At 73.3% G+C, this 15,670-nt stretch carries 15 protein-coding genes and 2 pseudogenes; 8 read left to right on the forward strand and 9 right to left on the reverse strand.

Annotation, left to right across the window (positions count from 1 at the left end):
- Positions 1-116: 116 nt before the first annotated feature.
- Entirely contained in the window at positions 117-959 is an 843-nt protein-coding gene (locus ACWCO8_RS25600) for a MurR/RpiR family transcriptional regulator (RefSeq protein ID WP_362014888.1), read from the forward strand.
- A 26-nt stretch (positions 960-985) separates the two neighbouring features.
- Here ACWCO8_RS25600 and ACWCO8_RS25605 read toward each other — a convergent pair whose 3' ends face one another.
- The 7 genes and pseudogenes from ACWCO8_RS25605 to ACWCO8_RS25635 all read right to left on the reverse strand — a co-directional run bounded on the left by ACWCO8_RS25605 (position 986) and on the right by ACWCO8_RS25635 (position 5,207).
- Positions 986-1,357: a hypothetical protein gene (locus ACWCO8_RS25605; RefSeq protein ID WP_451034215.1), complete on the reverse strand. Its 372-nt coding sequence runs from the start codon at positions 1,355-1,357 to the stop codon at positions 986-988.
- Positions 1,358-1,391: 34 nt separating this feature from the next.
- Positions 1,392-1,796 (reverse strand): roadblock/LC7 domain-containing protein, encoded by a 405-nt coding sequence (locus ACWCO8_RS25610; RefSeq protein WP_384517658.1) that lies wholly within the window; start codon positions 1,794-1,796, stop codon positions 1,392-1,394.
- 41 nt (positions 1,797-1,837) lie between these two features.
- The gene (locus ACWCO8_RS25615) at positions 1,838-2,596 is read right to left on the reverse strand and encodes a transcriptional regulator (protein WP_362014896.1); all 759 of its coding nucleotides are present in this window, start codon (positions 2,594-2,596) and stop codon (positions 1,838-1,840) included.
- Positions 2,593-2,775, reverse strand: a pseudogene (locus ACWCO8_RS25620) (hypothetical protein); the annotation flags it as partial. The gene ACWCO8_RS25615 and the pseudogene ACWCO8_RS25620, both read right to left, overlap by 4 nt.
- 126 nt (positions 2,776-2,901) lie before the next feature.
- Positions 2,902-3,144, reverse strand: a pseudogene (locus ACWCO8_RS25625) (hypothetical protein); the annotation flags it as partial.
- A gap of 177 nt (positions 3,145-3,321) precedes the next feature.
- The gene (locus ACWCO8_RS25630) at positions 3,322-3,786 is read right to left on the reverse strand and encodes an SRPBCC family protein (protein WP_362014899.1); all 465 of its coding nucleotides are present in this window, start codon (positions 3,784-3,786) and stop codon (positions 3,322-3,324) included.
- Positions 3,787-3,866: 80 nt separating this feature from the next.
- On the reverse strand, positions 3,867-5,207 hold the full coding sequence (locus ACWCO8_RS25635; RefSeq protein WP_451034216.1) for a diaminopimelate decarboxylase: 1,341 nt from the start codon (positions 5,205-5,207) through the stop codon (positions 3,867-3,869).
- Positions 5,208-5,311: 104 nt separating this feature from the next.
- Here ACWCO8_RS25635 and hutU point away from each other — a divergent pair, with 104 nt between their 5' ends.
- Genes hutU through hutI form a run of 4 tightly spaced genes read left to right on the forward strand, consistent with a single transcriptional unit; the run spans position 5,312 to position 10,810 of the window.
- A complete protein-coding gene (gene hutU, locus ACWCO8_RS25640) occupies positions 5,312-6,994 on the forward strand; it encodes a urocanate hydratase (protein WP_451034217.1) in 1,683 nt (560 codons plus the stop codon).
- Entirely contained in the window at positions 6,991-8,202 is a 1,212-nt protein-coding gene (locus ACWCO8_RS25645) for an allantoate amidohydrolase (RefSeq protein ID WP_451034218.1), read from the forward strand. The genes hutU and ACWCO8_RS25645 overlap by 4 nt, the downstream gene beginning before the upstream one ends.
- Complete coding sequence (locus ACWCO8_RS25650; RefSeq protein ID WP_451034219.1) at positions 8,193-9,527, forward strand: formimidoylglutamate deiminase; 1,335 nt, start codon at positions 8,193-8,195, stop codon at positions 9,525-9,527. Before ACWCO8_RS25645 ends, ACWCO8_RS25650 begins: the two co-directional genes overlap by 10 nt.
- 35 nt (positions 9,528-9,562) lie before the next feature.
- A complete protein-coding gene (gene hutI / locus ACWCO8_RS25655) occupies positions 9,563-10,810 on the forward strand; it encodes an imidazolonepropionase (protein ID WP_451034220.1) in 1,248 nt (415 codons plus the stop codon).
- A 66-nt stretch (positions 10,811-10,876) separates the two neighbouring features.
- Here hutI and ACWCO8_RS25660 read toward each other — a convergent pair whose 3' ends face one another.
- Together ACWCO8_RS25660 and ACWCO8_RS25665 are read right to left on the reverse strand one after the other, a co-directional pair.
- Positions 10,877-11,311, reverse strand: coding sequence for a VOC family protein (locus ACWCO8_RS25660; protein WP_362014914.1), 435 nt, complete (start codon positions 11,309-11,311; stop codon positions 10,877-10,879).
- 26 nt (positions 11,312-11,337) lie between these two features.
- Complete coding sequence (locus ACWCO8_RS25665; RefSeq protein ID WP_362014917.1) at positions 11,338-12,042, reverse strand: hypothetical protein; 705 nt, start codon at positions 12,040-12,042, stop codon at positions 11,338-11,340.
- A 371-nt stretch (positions 12,043-12,413) separates the two neighbouring features.
- Here ACWCO8_RS25665 and ACWCO8_RS25670 point away from each other — a divergent pair, with 371 nt between their 5' ends.
- Genes ACWCO8_RS25670 through ACWCO8_RS25680 form a run of 3 tightly spaced genes read left to right on the forward strand, consistent with a single transcriptional unit; the run spans position 12,414 to position 15,583 of the window.
- Positions 12,414-13,499 (forward strand): GNAT family N-acetyltransferase, encoded by a 1,086-nt coding sequence (locus tag ACWCO8_RS25670; protein ID WP_451034221.1) that lies wholly within the window; start codon positions 12,414-12,416, stop codon positions 13,497-13,499.
- An 18-nt stretch (positions 13,500-13,517) separates the two neighbouring features.
- The gene (locus ACWCO8_RS25675; protein WP_451034222.1) at positions 13,518-14,780 is read left to right on the forward strand and encodes a glycosyltransferase; all 1,263 of its coding nucleotides are present in this window, start codon (positions 13,518-13,520) and stop codon (positions 14,778-14,780) included.
- Complete coding sequence (locus ACWCO8_RS25680; RefSeq protein WP_451034223.1) at positions 14,777-15,583, forward strand: polysaccharide deacetylase family protein; 807 nt, start codon at positions 14,777-14,779, stop codon at positions 15,581-15,583. The genes ACWCO8_RS25675 and ACWCO8_RS25680 overlap by 4 nt, the downstream gene beginning before the upstream one ends.
- Positions 15,584-15,670 lie beyond the last annotated feature (87 nt).

Consider the following 15,670-nt stretch of genomic DNA (forward strand, 5'->3'; position numbering starts at 1 on the left):
CGGGCGAGGCCCGCGTCGGTAGGGGTAGCCCCCGCTTTTCTTGCCCTGCTGCATATCTTCATGCAGAGTGCGAGGTGGATGAATAAGTGGGCGGGGACGAGCGGAAGGGGGACGGTGTGAGCGACAGCCCGGCCGGACGGCTGCAGGCGCTCTTCGAAGGGCATCGGCTGACACCGACACAGCGGCGGATCGCGCACTGCATGGTGCGCCGCGCCGGTGACGTGGCGTTCCTGTCCAGCGTGGAGCTGGCCGACCTCGCCGGCGTCAGCCAGCCCTCGGTCACCCGCTTCGCCGTGGCCCTCGGCTTCGACGGCTATCCCGCCCTGCGCCGCCACCTCCGCGAGGTCGCCCCCGCCGGGGAGGCCGCGGCGAGCGAGGCCGGCGAGCACAACGAGTACCAGCAGGCCGTGCTCGCCGAGATCGAGAACCTCCGCCACCTCGCCGAGCTGCTCGCCGACCCCGCGCCCGTCGAGCGCGCCGGTCGGCTGCTCGCGGCCTCGCGGCCGCTGCCCGTGCTCGGGCTGCGGGCCGCCTCCTCGCAGGCGCGCGGCTTCGCGTACTTCGCCGCCAAGGTCCACCCCGACGTCCGCCTCCTCGACGAGGGCGGCTCGATGCTCACCGACCGGATCGACGCGACGGTACGGGCCGGGGCGACGGCCCTGCTCTGCTTCGCGCTGCCCCGCCACCCCCGCGAGGTCGTGGAGGCGCTGGAGTACGCGCGGGGGGCGGGGCTCACCGTGGTGACGGTCGCCGAGTCGGCGTTCGCGCCCGTGGCCGCCCACAGCGACCTGCTGATCCCGGCCGCCGTCGGCACCGGGCTCGCCTTCGACACGGCGTGTGCGCCGATGCTGCTCGGCCGGGTCCTGCTCGAGGCGATGGCCGACGAACTGCCCGACGCGCAGGCGCGGTTGGAGGAGTTCGACACCAAGGCGGCGGCTCGCGGGCTGTTCGTGGAGTAGGGCGGCCCCCAGCGGGAGCGGGCCGGTCAGACGTCCAGCTCGGCCTCGATCTTCTTCAGCTGGTGGCGTGCCATCGCCAGGTTCGCCCGGCCCTTGTCCAGCGCCAGGTACAGGAACAGGCCGCCCGTCCCCCGGCCCTTCAGCAGCCGGATCAGGTGGTACTGGGAGCCGAGCGTGATCAGGATGTCCTCGATGTCCTCCTTGAGGCCGAGCATCTCCATCGTCCTGAGTTTGGCGCGGACCACGTCCGTGTTGCCGGCCGCCGCCATGTTCAGGTCGAGTTCCTTGCCGCCGCCGATCGTGCCGAGGGCCATGCCGCTGGTGTAGTCGACCAGCGCGGCGCCGATCGCGCCCTCGATGGTCATGGATTCCTTCAGAGCGGTGTCGGAGTTCGCCATGGGTGTCGCACTTCCTTTTCGGTTTCAAGTGGTCTTACGGGGTGGGTCGGTTCAGGTCTTTGCGGTCGAGGGCCCCGTCGACCAGCTCGCCTATCCGGGCGCTGGACCTACGGGCCTCCAGGTGGAGCCGGCCCACGTTGATCCGGGGCTCGGCGAGCAGGGTGAGCACGGCGGAGCCGCCGGCCGCGTACGTGGCGACATAGCCGCCCTCGCCCCGGACGAGCAGCTCGCGGAAGCCGCCCTGTCCGGTGGATTCGGTCATCCGCTGGGCGACTCCGAGGGACGCGGCCGTCAGCGCGGCCACCCCCTCCGCCTCGGCGTCGACGGTGTCGTGGGCGAGGACCAGGCCGTCGATGCTCGCGGCGAGCGCCCCGGTCAGCTGGGGCAGCCTGGCCCGCAGCCGTCTCAGCTCGCCGAGCACCTCGGCTTCTGCCGACATCAGTAATCTCCTCTCGGCGCGCAGGCGCAGGGCACGCCTCATCACAGACTTGCCTCCAGGGCGTCACGGAGCCGGCGCAGCAGGGCGATGTCCGGGTCGTGCGCGATCTCGCCGACCCAGGCGGGGACAGGAAGCGCCGCGACCACCACGGGCTCGGCCGGGGTCTCCACCAGGCCGGCGGCGGCCAGACGGCGCACCTCGAGGAGCGTGTGGAAGGCCGGGCGGCCGAGGACCCGCGCGATCTCCGCCGGCGTACGGACCCCGTCGGCGGCGGCGAGCAGCGCCCGCTGGCGCAGGCTCACGGTCTGTCCCGGCGCGGGGGCGCGGGGCACGACGGGGGCGGTGTCGACGGAGCCGTACGGCCAGACGCTGTCGAGCAGTTCGCGGCGGCGTACGGTCTCGCGCTCGACGGCCTCGGTCGAGACCGGCCGCACCGCGCCGAACCAGTGGGCCACGCCGTACCGGAAGCGGGTCGGGCCCGCGGCGGGGGCGAGCGCGAAGAACGCGGCGTCGTAGACCGCGCCGAGGTGGCAGATCTCCAGCTCGCCGTCGCGCAGCCGGCCGCTCTCCACCAGGAACCTGCCGACCTCGCGCCGCGCGCCCGCCCGGTCGACGGCCTCGTCCCAGCGCTCGCGGGCCAGTCGGCCGCCGGCGGTCAGCAGGACGTCGAGCCCGGGCGCGGCGGGGCTCTCGGCGTGGGTGACCCGGCCGTCGACGAGGTAGAGCGTGCCGTGGTCGCGCAGCAGGGCGCCGGTGGCCCGCTCGGCGGCGAGGCGGACGAGCATGGGGGAGACGGTCATCCGAGCACCAGCTTCTCCGCGAGGTCGCGCAGCCGCATGCGGGCGAGCGCGAGGTTGCCGGTGTCCCGGTCGAGCCACAGGTGGAGGAAGACGCTGCTGTCGAAGGAGGTCTCGACGAAGCGGAGGACGTGGTAGCCGCCCCGGGTCGTGACGATCAGGTCCTCGACGGGCGGCCCCTTGGTCAACGACCGCTCGCGGAGCGCGAGTTCGGTGCCGGGGCGCAGGGCTATCTCTTTGCTGGGTCCGCCGGCACGCGCCGTGGGCGGTCGGGTGGGCAGGGGCGGGACGGCCGTGGGCCGGGTCGGCCCCGGCACGCCCGCCGTCGGTGGGGCGGTCGGTCTCGGCGGTGGGGCGGCGCCGGCGAAGGAGTCGTACTCCGCCGCCGCGCGGGCCAGTTCGGCCGCCTCGGCGGCGGTCGTCTCGTGGTCTCCGACCGGCGATTCGCCCGCCGCGCCGAGGGCGAGCCCGCTGGTCCAGTCGACCAGCCAGGCTCCACGTGCACCCGGCAGGCTCATGGCCTCCAGCAGGCACTCGTCGATTCCGGGCACGCGGATTCCCCTCCCGATGCGGCGCGCGGCGTACGGCTGTGACCGTGACGCTACTCAACGTTTCCGCCGTGGGCAGGAGTTCTGGCATTTTCCATCGGAACATGCCTCAGGCTTGCTTGAATTCGCCCTCGCGCGATCGGTCCCCGCCGTGAGCGGTCACTCCTCGCCGCGTACGGGTCAGCCGCGTCGTTCCACCGTGGCCGCCACGTCGTCCAGGTCCTTGGCGAGCGCCCGGCTCGCCGCCCTGGCGCCGAGGCCGCTCAGCAGCCTGGCGAGAAACCCCAGACGGTTCCCCTCGGCCGGGCCTCCCGAGAACGTCATCCGCACCACGGTCGCCCCGGCGCCGTCCGGGCGCAGCGCGATCTCGGACTCGTAGTGCATGCCGTGCGAGTCGGCGACCGTCACATAGCGGTCCGGCGGCTCGGCCTCGGTCACGGTCATCTCCTCCGTGGCCTCCTTGCCGAACATCTTCCGGGTCTCGCGCCAGCGGGTGCCCACGCCGAAGCCGCCCTCGGTGAGGACCTCGACGCGCTCCACGCCGGCGAGCATCCGCTCCATGCCCCGCAGGTCCGTCATCGCTTCCCAGACCGGTCCGGGGGGTGCCTGGATCCGGCGCTCGACGACGATGCTCTTCATGGCCATGGCTCCATCGAAGCACCGGCTCCGGGCCCGCGCCTCCGTTGTGGCCCAACAGGGCGTCCGCCGGCCCGGCGATGCGTCCGTCACCCCAGCAGGGCGTCCGCCCGGTCGCCGCCCGCCTCGGCGACGATCTCGTCCAGACTCTGCGCCCGCCGTACGGTCGAGAAGGCGACCGTCCCCTCGTCGTCGGAGACGGTGAAGCCGTGGACGGCCGGCCGGGGCAGGCTGTTGTACGCGTAGTGGTGGGCGAAGTAGTACGCGCCGGTGTCCGGTACGGCCACGATGTCGTCCGGCCGCAGCAGCGGCAGCGGGCGCGCCGTGGCGAGCAGGTCGCCGGCGAAGCAGGCCGGGCCCGCCACGTCCTGGACGGTCTCCTCCCCGGTGCGGGGGCGGCCCTCGGAGTCGTACGCGAGGACGCGCAGCGGCCAGGAGGCCGGGTCGTAGACGGTACGGGTGGCCACCTGGACGCCCGCGTGGGTGACGGCGACCGGGCGGTCCCCGGAGGTCTTGGTGTACTCGACGCGGGCCAGGATCGTGCCGTGCTTGGCGAGCAGCGAGCGGCCGAACTCGGTGACCAGGCCGTACCGCCCGTCGAGGAGTCCGGGGACGGTCTCGGCGAGCAGCCCGGCGTACTCCGCGTAGCTGGGCGTCTCCTCGTCGGAGGCGAAGTTCACGGGCAGCCCGCCGCCGATGTCGAGGGTGTCGATCTGCTGCCGCCCCGCCTTGGCGTTGATCTCCTCGGCGAGCTCGTAGGCGGCGGCGACGCCCTCGGCCATGAGGGCGAGCGGGACGCCCTGGGAGCCGGTGTGGGTGTGCAGGCGGGTCAGCCAGGGCCGGTCGAGGTAGGCCCGTACGACCGTGTCCCGCGCGCCCTCGTCCCGGAGGGCCACCCCGAACTTCGAGGTGGCGGTGGCGGTCGAGAGCGCCCCGATGGAACCGGCTCCGACCTGCGGGTTCACCCGGATGCCGAGGGGCGAGGCGGTCGGCGCGGAGGCGACGAGGGCGTCGAGCCTGGCCAGCTCCTGGAGGTTGTCGGCGTTGACGGCGATCCCGAGCGCGAGGGCCTGGCGCAGGTCGGCCGGGGTCTTGGCGGGCGAGTCGAGCACGGTACGGGACGGCGGGACGTCGGCCGCGCGGGCGAGGGCCAGCTCGCCGGGGCTCGCGACCTCGACGCCGAGCCCGCACGCGTCGAGCAGCCGCAGGACGGGCACCAGCGGGCAGGCCTTCACGGCGAAGGCGTGCAGCACGGGGGCGTCGGTGATGGCGGCGAAGGCGGCGACGAGGGCGGCCGCGGAGGCGCGGATGCCTGCGGTGTCGAGGAGGGCGACGATCTGGCGGTCGGGGTCGGCGGGGGAGACGAGCCCCTGCTCGACGGCGGCGCGGACGGCCCGATCGCGACGGGCCCCGGCGGGGTGGGAAGCCATGGATCCATGGGACCACCGCGACGGGTCCCGCCGCAGCTGTTGACTACAAGTATTCAGCAGGCCAGGATGTGAATATCTGGTTCACATCGTCAGGAGGCTGCCCCATGTCAGGACCCCGACCCGTACGGGCCCCGCGCGGTACGGAACTGAGCGCCCTGGGATGGCAGCAGGAGGCCGCCCTCCGGATGCTGCAGAACAACCTCGACCCCGAGGTCGCCGAGCACCCCGACAAGCTCGTCGTCTACGGCGGCACCGGCAAGGCCGCCCGCGACTGGCGCTCCTTCGACGCGATGGTGCGCACGCTGCGGACCCTGAAGCAGGACGAGACGATGCTCGTCCAGTCCGGCCGCCCGGTGGGCGTCATGCAGACCCACGAGTGGGCGCCGCGCGTCCTCATCGCCAACTCCAACCTGGTCGGCGACTGGGCCAACTGGGAGGAGTTCCGGCGCCTGGAGCAGCTCGGTCTCACCATGTACGGCCAGATGACGGCCGGTTCGTGGATCTACATCGGCACCCAGGGCATCCTGCAGGGCACGTACGAGACCTTCGCCGCCGTCGCCGCGAAGAAGTTCAACGGCACGCTGGCCGGCACGATCACCCTCACCGCCGGCCTCGGCGGCATGGGCGGCGCCCAGCCGCTCGCCGTGACGATGAACGACGGCGTCGCGATCTGTATCGACGTCGACCCGCGCGCCATCGAGCGCCGCATCGAGCACCGCTACCTGGACGTGAAGGCCGACAACCTCGCCCACGCGCTCCAGCTGGCCGTCGAGGCGCGCGACGCCCGCCGTCCGCTCTCCATCGGCCTGCTCGGCAACGCGGCGGAGCTGCTGCCGCAGATGCTCGCCGAGGGCGCGCCGATCGACATCGTCACCGACCAGACCTCGGCCCACGACCCGCTCGCGTACCTGCCGATCGGCATCGCCTTCGACGACATGGCGGACGCGGCGGCCAAGGACCCGGCGGGCTTCACCACCCGCGCCCGCGAGTCCATGGCCAAGCACGTCGAGGCCATGGTCGGCTTCATGGACGCCGGCGCCGAGGTCTTCGACTACGGAAACTCCATCCGCGGCGAAGCCCAACTCGCGGGCTACGACCGCGCGTTCGCCTTCCCCGGGTTCGTGCCGGCCTACATCCGCCCGCTCTTCTGCGAGGGCAAGGGCCCGTTCCGCTGGGCCGCGCTCTCCGGCGAGGCGAGCGACATCCACAAGACGGACAAGGCGATCCTCGACCTCTTCCCGGAGAACGAGTCCCTGCACCGCTGGATCAAGATGGCCGGCGAGCGCGTCCACTTCCAGGGCCTCCCGGCGCGCATCTGCTGGCTCGGCCAGGGCGAGCGCGACAAGGCGGGCGACATGTTCAACGACATGGTCGGCAACGGCACCCTCGCCGCGCCCCTCGCGATCGGCCGCGACCACCTCGACTGCGGCTCGGTGGCCTCCCCGTACCGCGAGACCGAGGCCATGCTCGACGGCTCCGACGCGATCGCGGACTGGCCGCTCCTGAACGCCATGGTGAACGTCGCCTCCGGCGCCTCCTGGGTCTCCATCCACCACGGCGGCGGCGTCGGCATGGGCCGCTCCATCCACGCGGGCCAGGTCTCCGTGGCGGACGGCACGAAGCTGGCCGGCGAGAAGATCCGCCGCGTCCTGACCAACGACCCGGGCATGGGCGTCATCCGGCACGTGGACGCGGGCTACGACATCGCGGAGCGCGTGGCGGAGGAGAAGGGCGTACGCGTCCCGATGCGCGAGGGCTCCGAGGGCTCCGAGGGCGGCTCCGCGTGAGCGAGACGTTCCACGCCATGTGGCGGTCGCTGCGGCCCATCGGCCGCAGCGCCGCCTCGGGCGGCTACCGCCGCTACGCCTGGACCGCCGCCGACGCGGACTGCCGGCTCTGGTTCCAGATGCAGGCCGAGGCCCGTCGGCTGAACTACGAGGTCGACCGCAACGGCAACCAGTGGGCCTGGCTCGGTGACCCGGCGGCCGGTGACGCGGTCGTCACCGGCTCGCACCTGGACTCCGTACCGGACGGCGGCGCCTTCGACGGCCCGCTCGGCGTCGTCTCCGCCTTCGCGGCGCTCGACGAACTGCGCTCCCGTGGCGTCGTGTTCAAGCGGCCCCTCGCGATCACCAACTTCGGTGACGAGGAGGGCGCCCGCTTCGGCCTGGCCTGCGTCGGCTCGCGCCTGACGGCCGGGCGGCTGACGAAGGAGCAGGCGTACGAGCTCCGGGACGGCGACGGGATCACCCTCCCGCAGGCGATGGAGGCCGCCGGATTCGACCCCGAGGCCATCGGCCCCGACCCCGAGCGGCTCGCCCGGATCGGCGCCTTCGTCGAGCTGCACGTCGAGCAGGGCCGCGCGCTCGACCTCTCCGGGGACGCCGTCGGCATCGCCTCCGCGATCTGGCCGCACGGCCGCTGGCGGTACGACTTCGCCGGCGAGGCCAACCACGCGGGCACCACCCGCCTGGTCGATCGCCGCGACCCGATGCTCACCTACGCGGAGACGGTCCTCGCGGCCCGGCGCGAGGCCGAACTCGCGGGCGCGGTCGCCACGTTCGGCAAGATCGCGGTCGAGCCGAACGGCGTCAACGCGATCCCGTCCCTGGTCCGGGGCTGGCTCGACGCCCGCGCCGCCGACCAGTCGGCGCTCGACACCGTGACGGCGGGCGTCGAGAGCGCGGCCCGTGACTACGCGGACCGGCACGGCATCGACCTCACGGTCGTACGGGAGTCCTTCACGCCGGTCGTGGAGTTCGCGCACGCCCTGCGGGACGAGCTGGCGTCCGTCCTGGGCGAGAAGACCCCGGTCCTCGGCACGGGCGCGGGCCACGACGCGGGCATTTTGTCCGAATCGATCCCGACCGCCATGCTGTTCGTACGGAACCCCACGGGCGTCTCGCACTCCCCGGCCGAGTTCGCGGCCGAGGACGACTGCGTCGCGGGGGTCATCGCCCTGGCCGACGTACTGGAGGGACTGGCGTGCAGGTGACGTACTGGCTGGAGCACGCCTGGCTCGACACCAACGTGGAGCCCGGCGTGGCGCTGGACGTGGCCGGCGGCCGCATCACCGCCGTACGCCTCGGGGTGGACGCCCCGCCCCCGGGCGCCGTGGTCCTGCGCGGCCTGACGATCCCGGGCCTGGCGAACGCGCACTCGCACGCCTTCCACCGGGCCCTGCGCGGCACCGTCCAGGTCGGCTCGGGCACCTTCTGGACGTGGCGCGAGGTCATGTACCAGGTGGCGTCCGAGCTGACCCCGGAGACGTACCACGCGCTGGCCCGCGCGGTGTACGCCGAGATGGCCCTTGCCGGCATCACGGCCGTCGGCGAGTTCCACTACCTCCACCACGCTCCGGGCGGCACCCCGTACGCCGACCCCAACGCGATGGGTGAGGCCCTGATCCAGGCGGCCGCCGACGCGGGCATCCGGATCACCCTCCTCGACACGGCGTACCTCTCCTCCGGCTTCGGTGCGGCGCCCGACCGGCACCAGCTCCGCTTCTCGGACGGCACGGCGGACGCGTGGGCGGAACGGGTCTCGTCGCTCAAGGAGCGCGAGGGCGTCCGGATCGGGGCGGCGATCCACTCGGTCCGCGCGGTCCCGGCCGACCAGCTGGCGACGGTGGCCGGCTGGGCGCAGTCGCGCGCGGTGCCGCTCCATGTCCACCTCTCGGAGCAGACGGCCGAGAACGATGCCTGCCAGGCGGCGCACGGCCGCACCCCGACGCAGCTCCTCGCGGACCACGGGGTCCTCGGCGCACGGACGACGGGCGTCCACAACACCCACCTGACGGACGCGGACATCTCCCTTCTGGGCTCGTCGTCGACCGGCACCTGCATGTGCCCGACGACGGAACGGGACCTGGCGGACGGCATCGGCCCGGCCGTCGCGCTCCAGCGGGCCGGTTCCCCGCTGTCGCTCGGCAGCGACAGCCATGCGGTGATCGATCTCCTGGAGGAGGCGCGGGCGATGGAGCTGAACGAACGCCTCCGCTCCCGCACGCGCGGCCACTGGACGGCCGCCGCGCTGCTCCGGGCGGCCACGGCCGACGGTCACGCGGCGCTCGGCTGGGACGGGGCGGGCACCCTGGAGGCGGGCGCGCTCGCCGACTTCACGACGCTCGCGCTCGACTCGGTCAGGACAGCGGGGCCGCTGCCGCGTCTGGCAGCCGAGACGGCGGTATTCGCAGCGTCGGCCGCGGATGTGCGCCATGTCGTCGTGGGTGGCCGGACGATCGTCCGGGACGGCGTCCACCAGTCCGTACCGGACGTGCCCCGCGCCCTGACGGAAGCGATCGCCGCGGTCCGCGGCTGACGAGCCTTGACCGGCTGAAGGAGAGATCTCGCACCATGAACACCGGCCCCGCGACGAGGAACAACCCGGCGGCGATCTCCGCCCCCACGAGCGCGAACAGCGCCGTGGCGACGGCGGCCACCGCCATCGTCAACATCGCCAGCCTGGTCACGAACGATCCCTCCCTCGGTGACAGCACTCCCCTTGGCCTGATCCAGGACGCGGCCGTCGTCATCGAAGGCGACCGGGTCGTCTGGGTCGGTGAATCAAGCAAAGCACCGGCCACTGACAACCGGGTCGACGCGGGCGGCCGGGCCGTGATCCCCGGGTTCGTGGACTCCCACTCGCACCTGGTCTTCGCGGGCGACCGCACGGCGGAGTTCAACGCGCGGATGTCGGGCCAGCCGTACAAGGCGGGCGGCATCAGGACGACGGTGGCGGCGACGCGCGCGGCGAGCGACGAGGAGCTGGGAGCGAACGTGGCCCGCTTCCTGCGGGAGGCGCTGCGCCAGGGCACGACGACGTTCGAGACGAAGTCGGGCTACGGCCTGACGGTGGAGGACGAGGCGCGGGCGCTGCGGATCGCGGCTGAGCACACCGACGAGGTCACGTACCTGGGCGCGCACATCGTGTCCCCGGACTACGCCGACGACCCGGCCGGCTACGTGGACCTGGTGACGGGCGAGATGCTCGACGCCTGCGCTCCGTACGCCCGTTGGGTGGACGTCTTCTGCGAGAAGGGCGCCTTCGACGGGGACCAGGCGCGGGCGATCCTCACGGCCGGCAAGGCGAAGGGCCTCCACCCGCGGGTGCACGCCAACCAGCTCTCGTACGGCCCCGGTGTCCAGCTGGCGGTGGAGCTGGACGCGGCGAGCGCGGACCACTGCACGCACCTGACGGACGCGGACGTGGATGCCCTTGCCTCGGGCGCCACGGTGGCCACCCTCCTCCCGGGGGCGGAGTTCTCCACCCGGGCGCAGTGGCCGGACGCCCGCCGCCTCCTGGACGCGGGCGTGACGGTGGCCCTGTCGACGGACTGCAACCCGGGCTCGTCGTTCACCTCGTCCGTCCCGTTCTGTATCGCGCTCGCGGTACGGGACATGGGCATGACCCCGGACGAGGCGCTGTGGTCGGCCACGGCGGGCGGCGCGCGGGCCCTCCGCCGTACGGACGTCGGTCGCCTGTCCCCGGGCGCGCGGGCCGACCTCACGGTCCTGGACGCCCCGTCCCACGTCCACCTGGCCTACCGCCCGGGCGTGCCGCTCGTGTCGGAAGTCTGGCGACAGGGAACCCGGGTCGTCTGACAGCGATCGGCCGAGGGGTCGACCACGACCCCTCGGCCGGGACAGAGCTGAAGTCGAGTCGACCGCTCAGTCGAGGCAGAACTCGTTGCCCTCGATGTCCTGCATGTTCTGGCACGACTCGTTGTACTCGTCGGCCAGCAGGAGCTGCCCGCGCACCGCGCCGAGCGCGACCAGGCGTGCGCACTCCGCCTCCAGGGCGGCGAGGCGCTCCTCACCCACGAGCCCGGTGCCGACCCGGACGTCGAGGTGCACGCGGTTCTTCACGACCTTGCCCTCGGGGACGCGCTGGAAGTACATGCGCGGGCCGACACCCGAGGGATCCATGGCGACGAACCCCGCACCCTGCTGCTCCGGCGGCAGGGTGCGCTCGTACGCGTCCCAGTCGGCGAACCCCTCGGGCGCCGGCGGTACGACGTACCCCAGCACCTCGCACCAGAACCGGGCGACGCGCTCCGGTTCGGCGCAGTCGAACGTGATTTGGACCTGCTTGATCGACGCCATCGGCCCACCATAGGACGCGCGCGTTCCTACGATCCAGGCGGTAGGAGTTCCCGGGTCAGGGTGAAGGCGGCCGAGGCGGAGGCCAGCAGGGCGTTGATCCTGCCGAGGACGCGCGTGGTGCGGTCCGCGTCCTGCGCGTCGACGGCGGAGGCGAGGTCGTCGGCGTACTCCCGCGCCCGTACCGCTTCGTCGGGCGTCGCGGTGTCCGCGTCCGCGTCCGCCCGCAGCGCGTCGATCAGCCGCTGGTGCGGGATCTCGAGCGCGCCGGCCCGGTTTCCGTAGCCGCCGTGCGCGCTCGCATGAGGGCTGTTGACGTTCGCGACCAGATTGCCGTCCTTCACGGAGATGTTCACCCCGTCGCCTCCTGTCCAGATGAATTTGTCCCGGTACTCCGACCAGCCCTTGCGCGTCACGCTGTACCCGCCGAACCGCCAGCCCTTGACCTTGATCAGCTTGTGCTTGAGCGGCTCGGCCAGGATGTGCATGGCGTCCGCCCGGTTCCATCCGCGCTCGGCGAAGTAGTCGTTCATCGCCACATGGACGCCCGGCTGCTGGGCCTGTCGGCAGATCGCGCGGAACGCCTGCCCCTGGCTCATCTCCAACTGGCCCTGGGCGAGCGTCGGCTGCGGCAGCCGCCACCGGTGGACGACTCCGCGGATCCACACGAAGATCGCGTAGATCAGCCAGCAGATCAGGCCGACCAACACGATGTGCTCGAAACCGAACGTCATGCTCAAGCCTCCCCCGACAGCTTCAAGTCACCGCATGGTAAGGGGAGTTGGGTGCGTCAAGGGTCGGGAGTCGCAAAGATGGCGCGGATGGTGCGGAGGGAGCGGACGGTGCGGACGGACCGCGCGCGGCAGGAGTGCGCGCGCCAGGTGGCACCCAACCACCACGCCCCATTGGTCCCTTGATCACCACGAATTCCCCTCGGTCACAGAGTGGTCGAGTAGCCCTGTCCCGGAGGGATTTCGACCGGTACCGTCCTGTAGCGGCAGGACTCAGGGGGGAAGACCGGGGGGTCGGAGAGTTGAGCGCTGTCCGTGATCAGGCTGTCCGTGTGCGGGGGAAGCACGCGGGACGGCCGCGAAAAGTACAGGTCGTGGCGCCGAGGGAGCTCGGGCCGCGGGAGATCGAGGCGTGGCGGGAGCTGCGGGGGAAGACCGGGGCGCCCGAGAACCCGTTCATGGGGCCCGAGTTCGCCCTCGCCGTCGCCGCCGTGCGGCCGCGCGTGCGGGTCGCCGTGTGGTGGGAGGACGGGGAGCCCGTCGGGTTCTTCCCGTACGAGAAAGGGGCGTTCGGGCACGGGCGGGCCGTAGGCCTCGGGGTGTCCGACTGCCAGGGGGCCGTGCTGCGGCCCGGTCTCGCGCCCTCGCCCCGGACGCTCCTCCGCCTCTGCGGGCTCTCCGCCTGGGAGTTCGACAACCTGGAGGACGGGCAGGGTGTGTTCCTCGGGGGCTCCGGTGGCACCCCCGAGGCGTTCTCCTCGCCCGTCATCGACGTCGGCGCGGGATATGCCGCGTACGAGGACGTCCTACGGGTCCAGTCGCCCAAGTTCCTCAAGACCACGCTCGCCAAGGAGCGCCGGCTCGGGCGGCAGGTCGGTCCGCTGCGGTTCGTCTTCGACGAGCGGGATCCGGCCGCCCTGCGCACCCTCATGGAGTGGAAGTCCGCGCAGTACCGCAGGACCGGCCGCCGCGACCGCTTCGCCAAGGAGTGGATCAACGGCCTGGTGCGGGGGCTCCACGCCCTGCGCGAGCCCGGCTGCTCCGGTGTCCTGTCCGTCCTCTACGCCGGTGAGCGGCCGATCGCCGCCCACTTCGGGCTGCGCTCGCGCACCGTCCTCTCCTGCTGGTTCCCGTCCTACGACCCCGAGTTCGCGAAGTACTCGCCCGGTCTCGTCCTCCATCTGCGGATGGCGGAGGCCGCCGCGGCGGCCGGGATCGGCATGCTCGACCTCGGCCGCGGCGCCGCCGAGTACAAGGACGCGCTCAAGACCGGCGAACTGACCGTCTACGAAGGGTCGGTGACCCGGCCGGGCCTCCGCGCGGGACTCCACTGGCTCGCCCACGAGCCGACCCGCCGCGCCCACAGCTACGTACGCAACCGGCCCGCGCTCGCCGCGCGCGGCCGCCGCACCCTCAACCGGCTCGCCCGCCTGCGCGGCGGCGTCGCCGGTCAGCCCTGAGCCGACAGCGGGGGAACCATGCGCTTGCGACCACGAGCCGTCGTCGACCTCGACCTCGGCTCACCCGAAGGACCCGTCCTCTCCCTGCGCCCCGCGCCCGGCGGCCCGCCGCCAGGACCCGGTGACGTCTACGCCCTCGTACGGCTCCGCGGCCGACCCGCCGCCACCGTCCTCGGGCACATCGGGGAGGACGACGACCCGGCCGAGGTGCTGGCGGCCCTTGCCCGGGAGCGGCTCCTGGCCGCCCCGGCCAGTGACCCGTCAGGCATCCCGCCCGCCGAGCCGTACGCCGCCCCGCCCCGCGCCTGCGTCGTCGTCGCCACCCGGGAGCGCGCCGACCAGCTCGCCCGCGCCCTGGACTCGCTCCTCGATCAGGACCATCCCGACCACGACGTCCTCGTCGTCGACAACGCGCCGCGCACGCGGGAGACCGAGGAGCTGGTCACCCGCAAGTACGGCGACCGCGTCCGGTACGTCCGCGAGGACACCCCCGGGCTCGCCGTCGCCCACAACACCGGGCTCGCGCACGCCCGCGCGGAGATCGTGGCCTTCACCGACGACGACGTCGTCGCGGACCCGCACTGGCTGACCGCCCTCACCGCGCCCTTCGCCGCCGACCCGCGGCTCGGCTGCGTCACCGGGCTCATCCTGCCCGCCCGGCTGCGGACCCCCGCCCAGATCCTCCTCGAATCGCACGGCGGCTTCGCCAAGGGCTTCGCGCCCCGGCTCTACGACCCGCTGCGCCCGCCCGCCGACGAGCCGCTCTTCCCGTTCACCGCGGGCAGCTTCGGCTCCGGCGCCAACATGGCCTTCCGGACCCGGGCCCTGAAGGCCGCGGGCGGCTTCGACCCGGCCACCGGCACCGGCACGGCCGCCCGCGGCGGGGACGACCTGTACGCCTTCGTCGCCGTCCTCTCCGCCGGGTTCCGGCTCCGCTACACCGCCGACGCCCTCGTCTGGCACCACCACCGCGAGAGCCCGCAGGACCTCCGTAACCAGGCCTTCGGGTACGGCGCCGGCCTCACCGCGTACCTCACCGCCACCCTCGTCCGCCGCCCCGCCCTGCTGCCCGCGCTCCTCGCCCGGCTGCCGCGCGGCCTCGCGCACGCCAGGAACATGACCGCGCGGCGAGAGGTGGCGGAAGGCACCGGCGTGCCCGGCGCGCACGGCGAGCACTCCCACCCCTGGCCTCGCAGCCTCTCCCGACTGGAGCGACGCGGCATGCTCTACGGCCCCCTCGGCTACGCCAAGGCCCGCCTGCGGAAGGGGGGTTCGAGATGAGCGCACCCGCCCACACCCGGATCCCGGTCCTGCTCTACCACGCCGTGTGCGACGACCCGCCCGCGTGGATCGCCGAATTCACCGTCACGCCCAAGGAGTTCGAGGCCCAGCTCGACGCGATCGTCGACAGCGGCCGGACTCCCATCACGGTCGGCGTCCTCGCCGACCATCTCGCGCGGCGCGCCCCGCTGCCGCCCCGGCCGGTCGTCCTCACCTTCGACGACGGCTTCGCCGACCTGCCGGGGCGGACGTCCGAGGCGCTCGCCGCCCGGGAGCTGCCCGCCACCGCGTACCTGACCACCGGGGCGATCACCCCGGGCCGGGCCTGTCTGCTGCCGCCCGCGCCGATGATGGCCCTCGGCCAGGCGTCGCTCCTGGAGCAGTACGGGATGGAGGTCGGCGCCCACACCGCGACGCACCCGCAGCTCGACACGCTGCCGCCGAAGGAGCTGCGGCGCGAGCTGCGCGAGCCGAAGGCCGTCCTGGAGGACGTCCTCGGCCACCCGGTCCGGCACCTCGCCTACCCGCACGGCTACAACAGCCCGGCCGTGCGCCGGGCGGTCGCCGCCGCCGGGTACGCCTCGGCGGTCGCCGTGCGGCACGCGCTCAGCTCCGAGACCGACGAGCGGTACCGGATCGCCCGGCTCATCGTCCGCCGCGGCCACACCGTCGCCGATGTCGAGCACTGGATGGACGGCCGGGGCGCGAAGGCGGCGCCGTACCCGGACTCGCTGCCGACGGTGGGCTGGCGGTTGTACCGCAGGGCCCGGGCGCTGGTCAGGGGCCCGGAGTTCGCGGGCTGAGGTTCGGCCGCGAGAGCCGAGCGACGACGGATCCGTAGGCAGTACGCAAGAGGCAGTACGTAGGGGGAGTGCGACCGTGCAGCAACG

It is taken from the genome of Streptomyces sp. NPDC001927 (assembly GCF_053594455.1).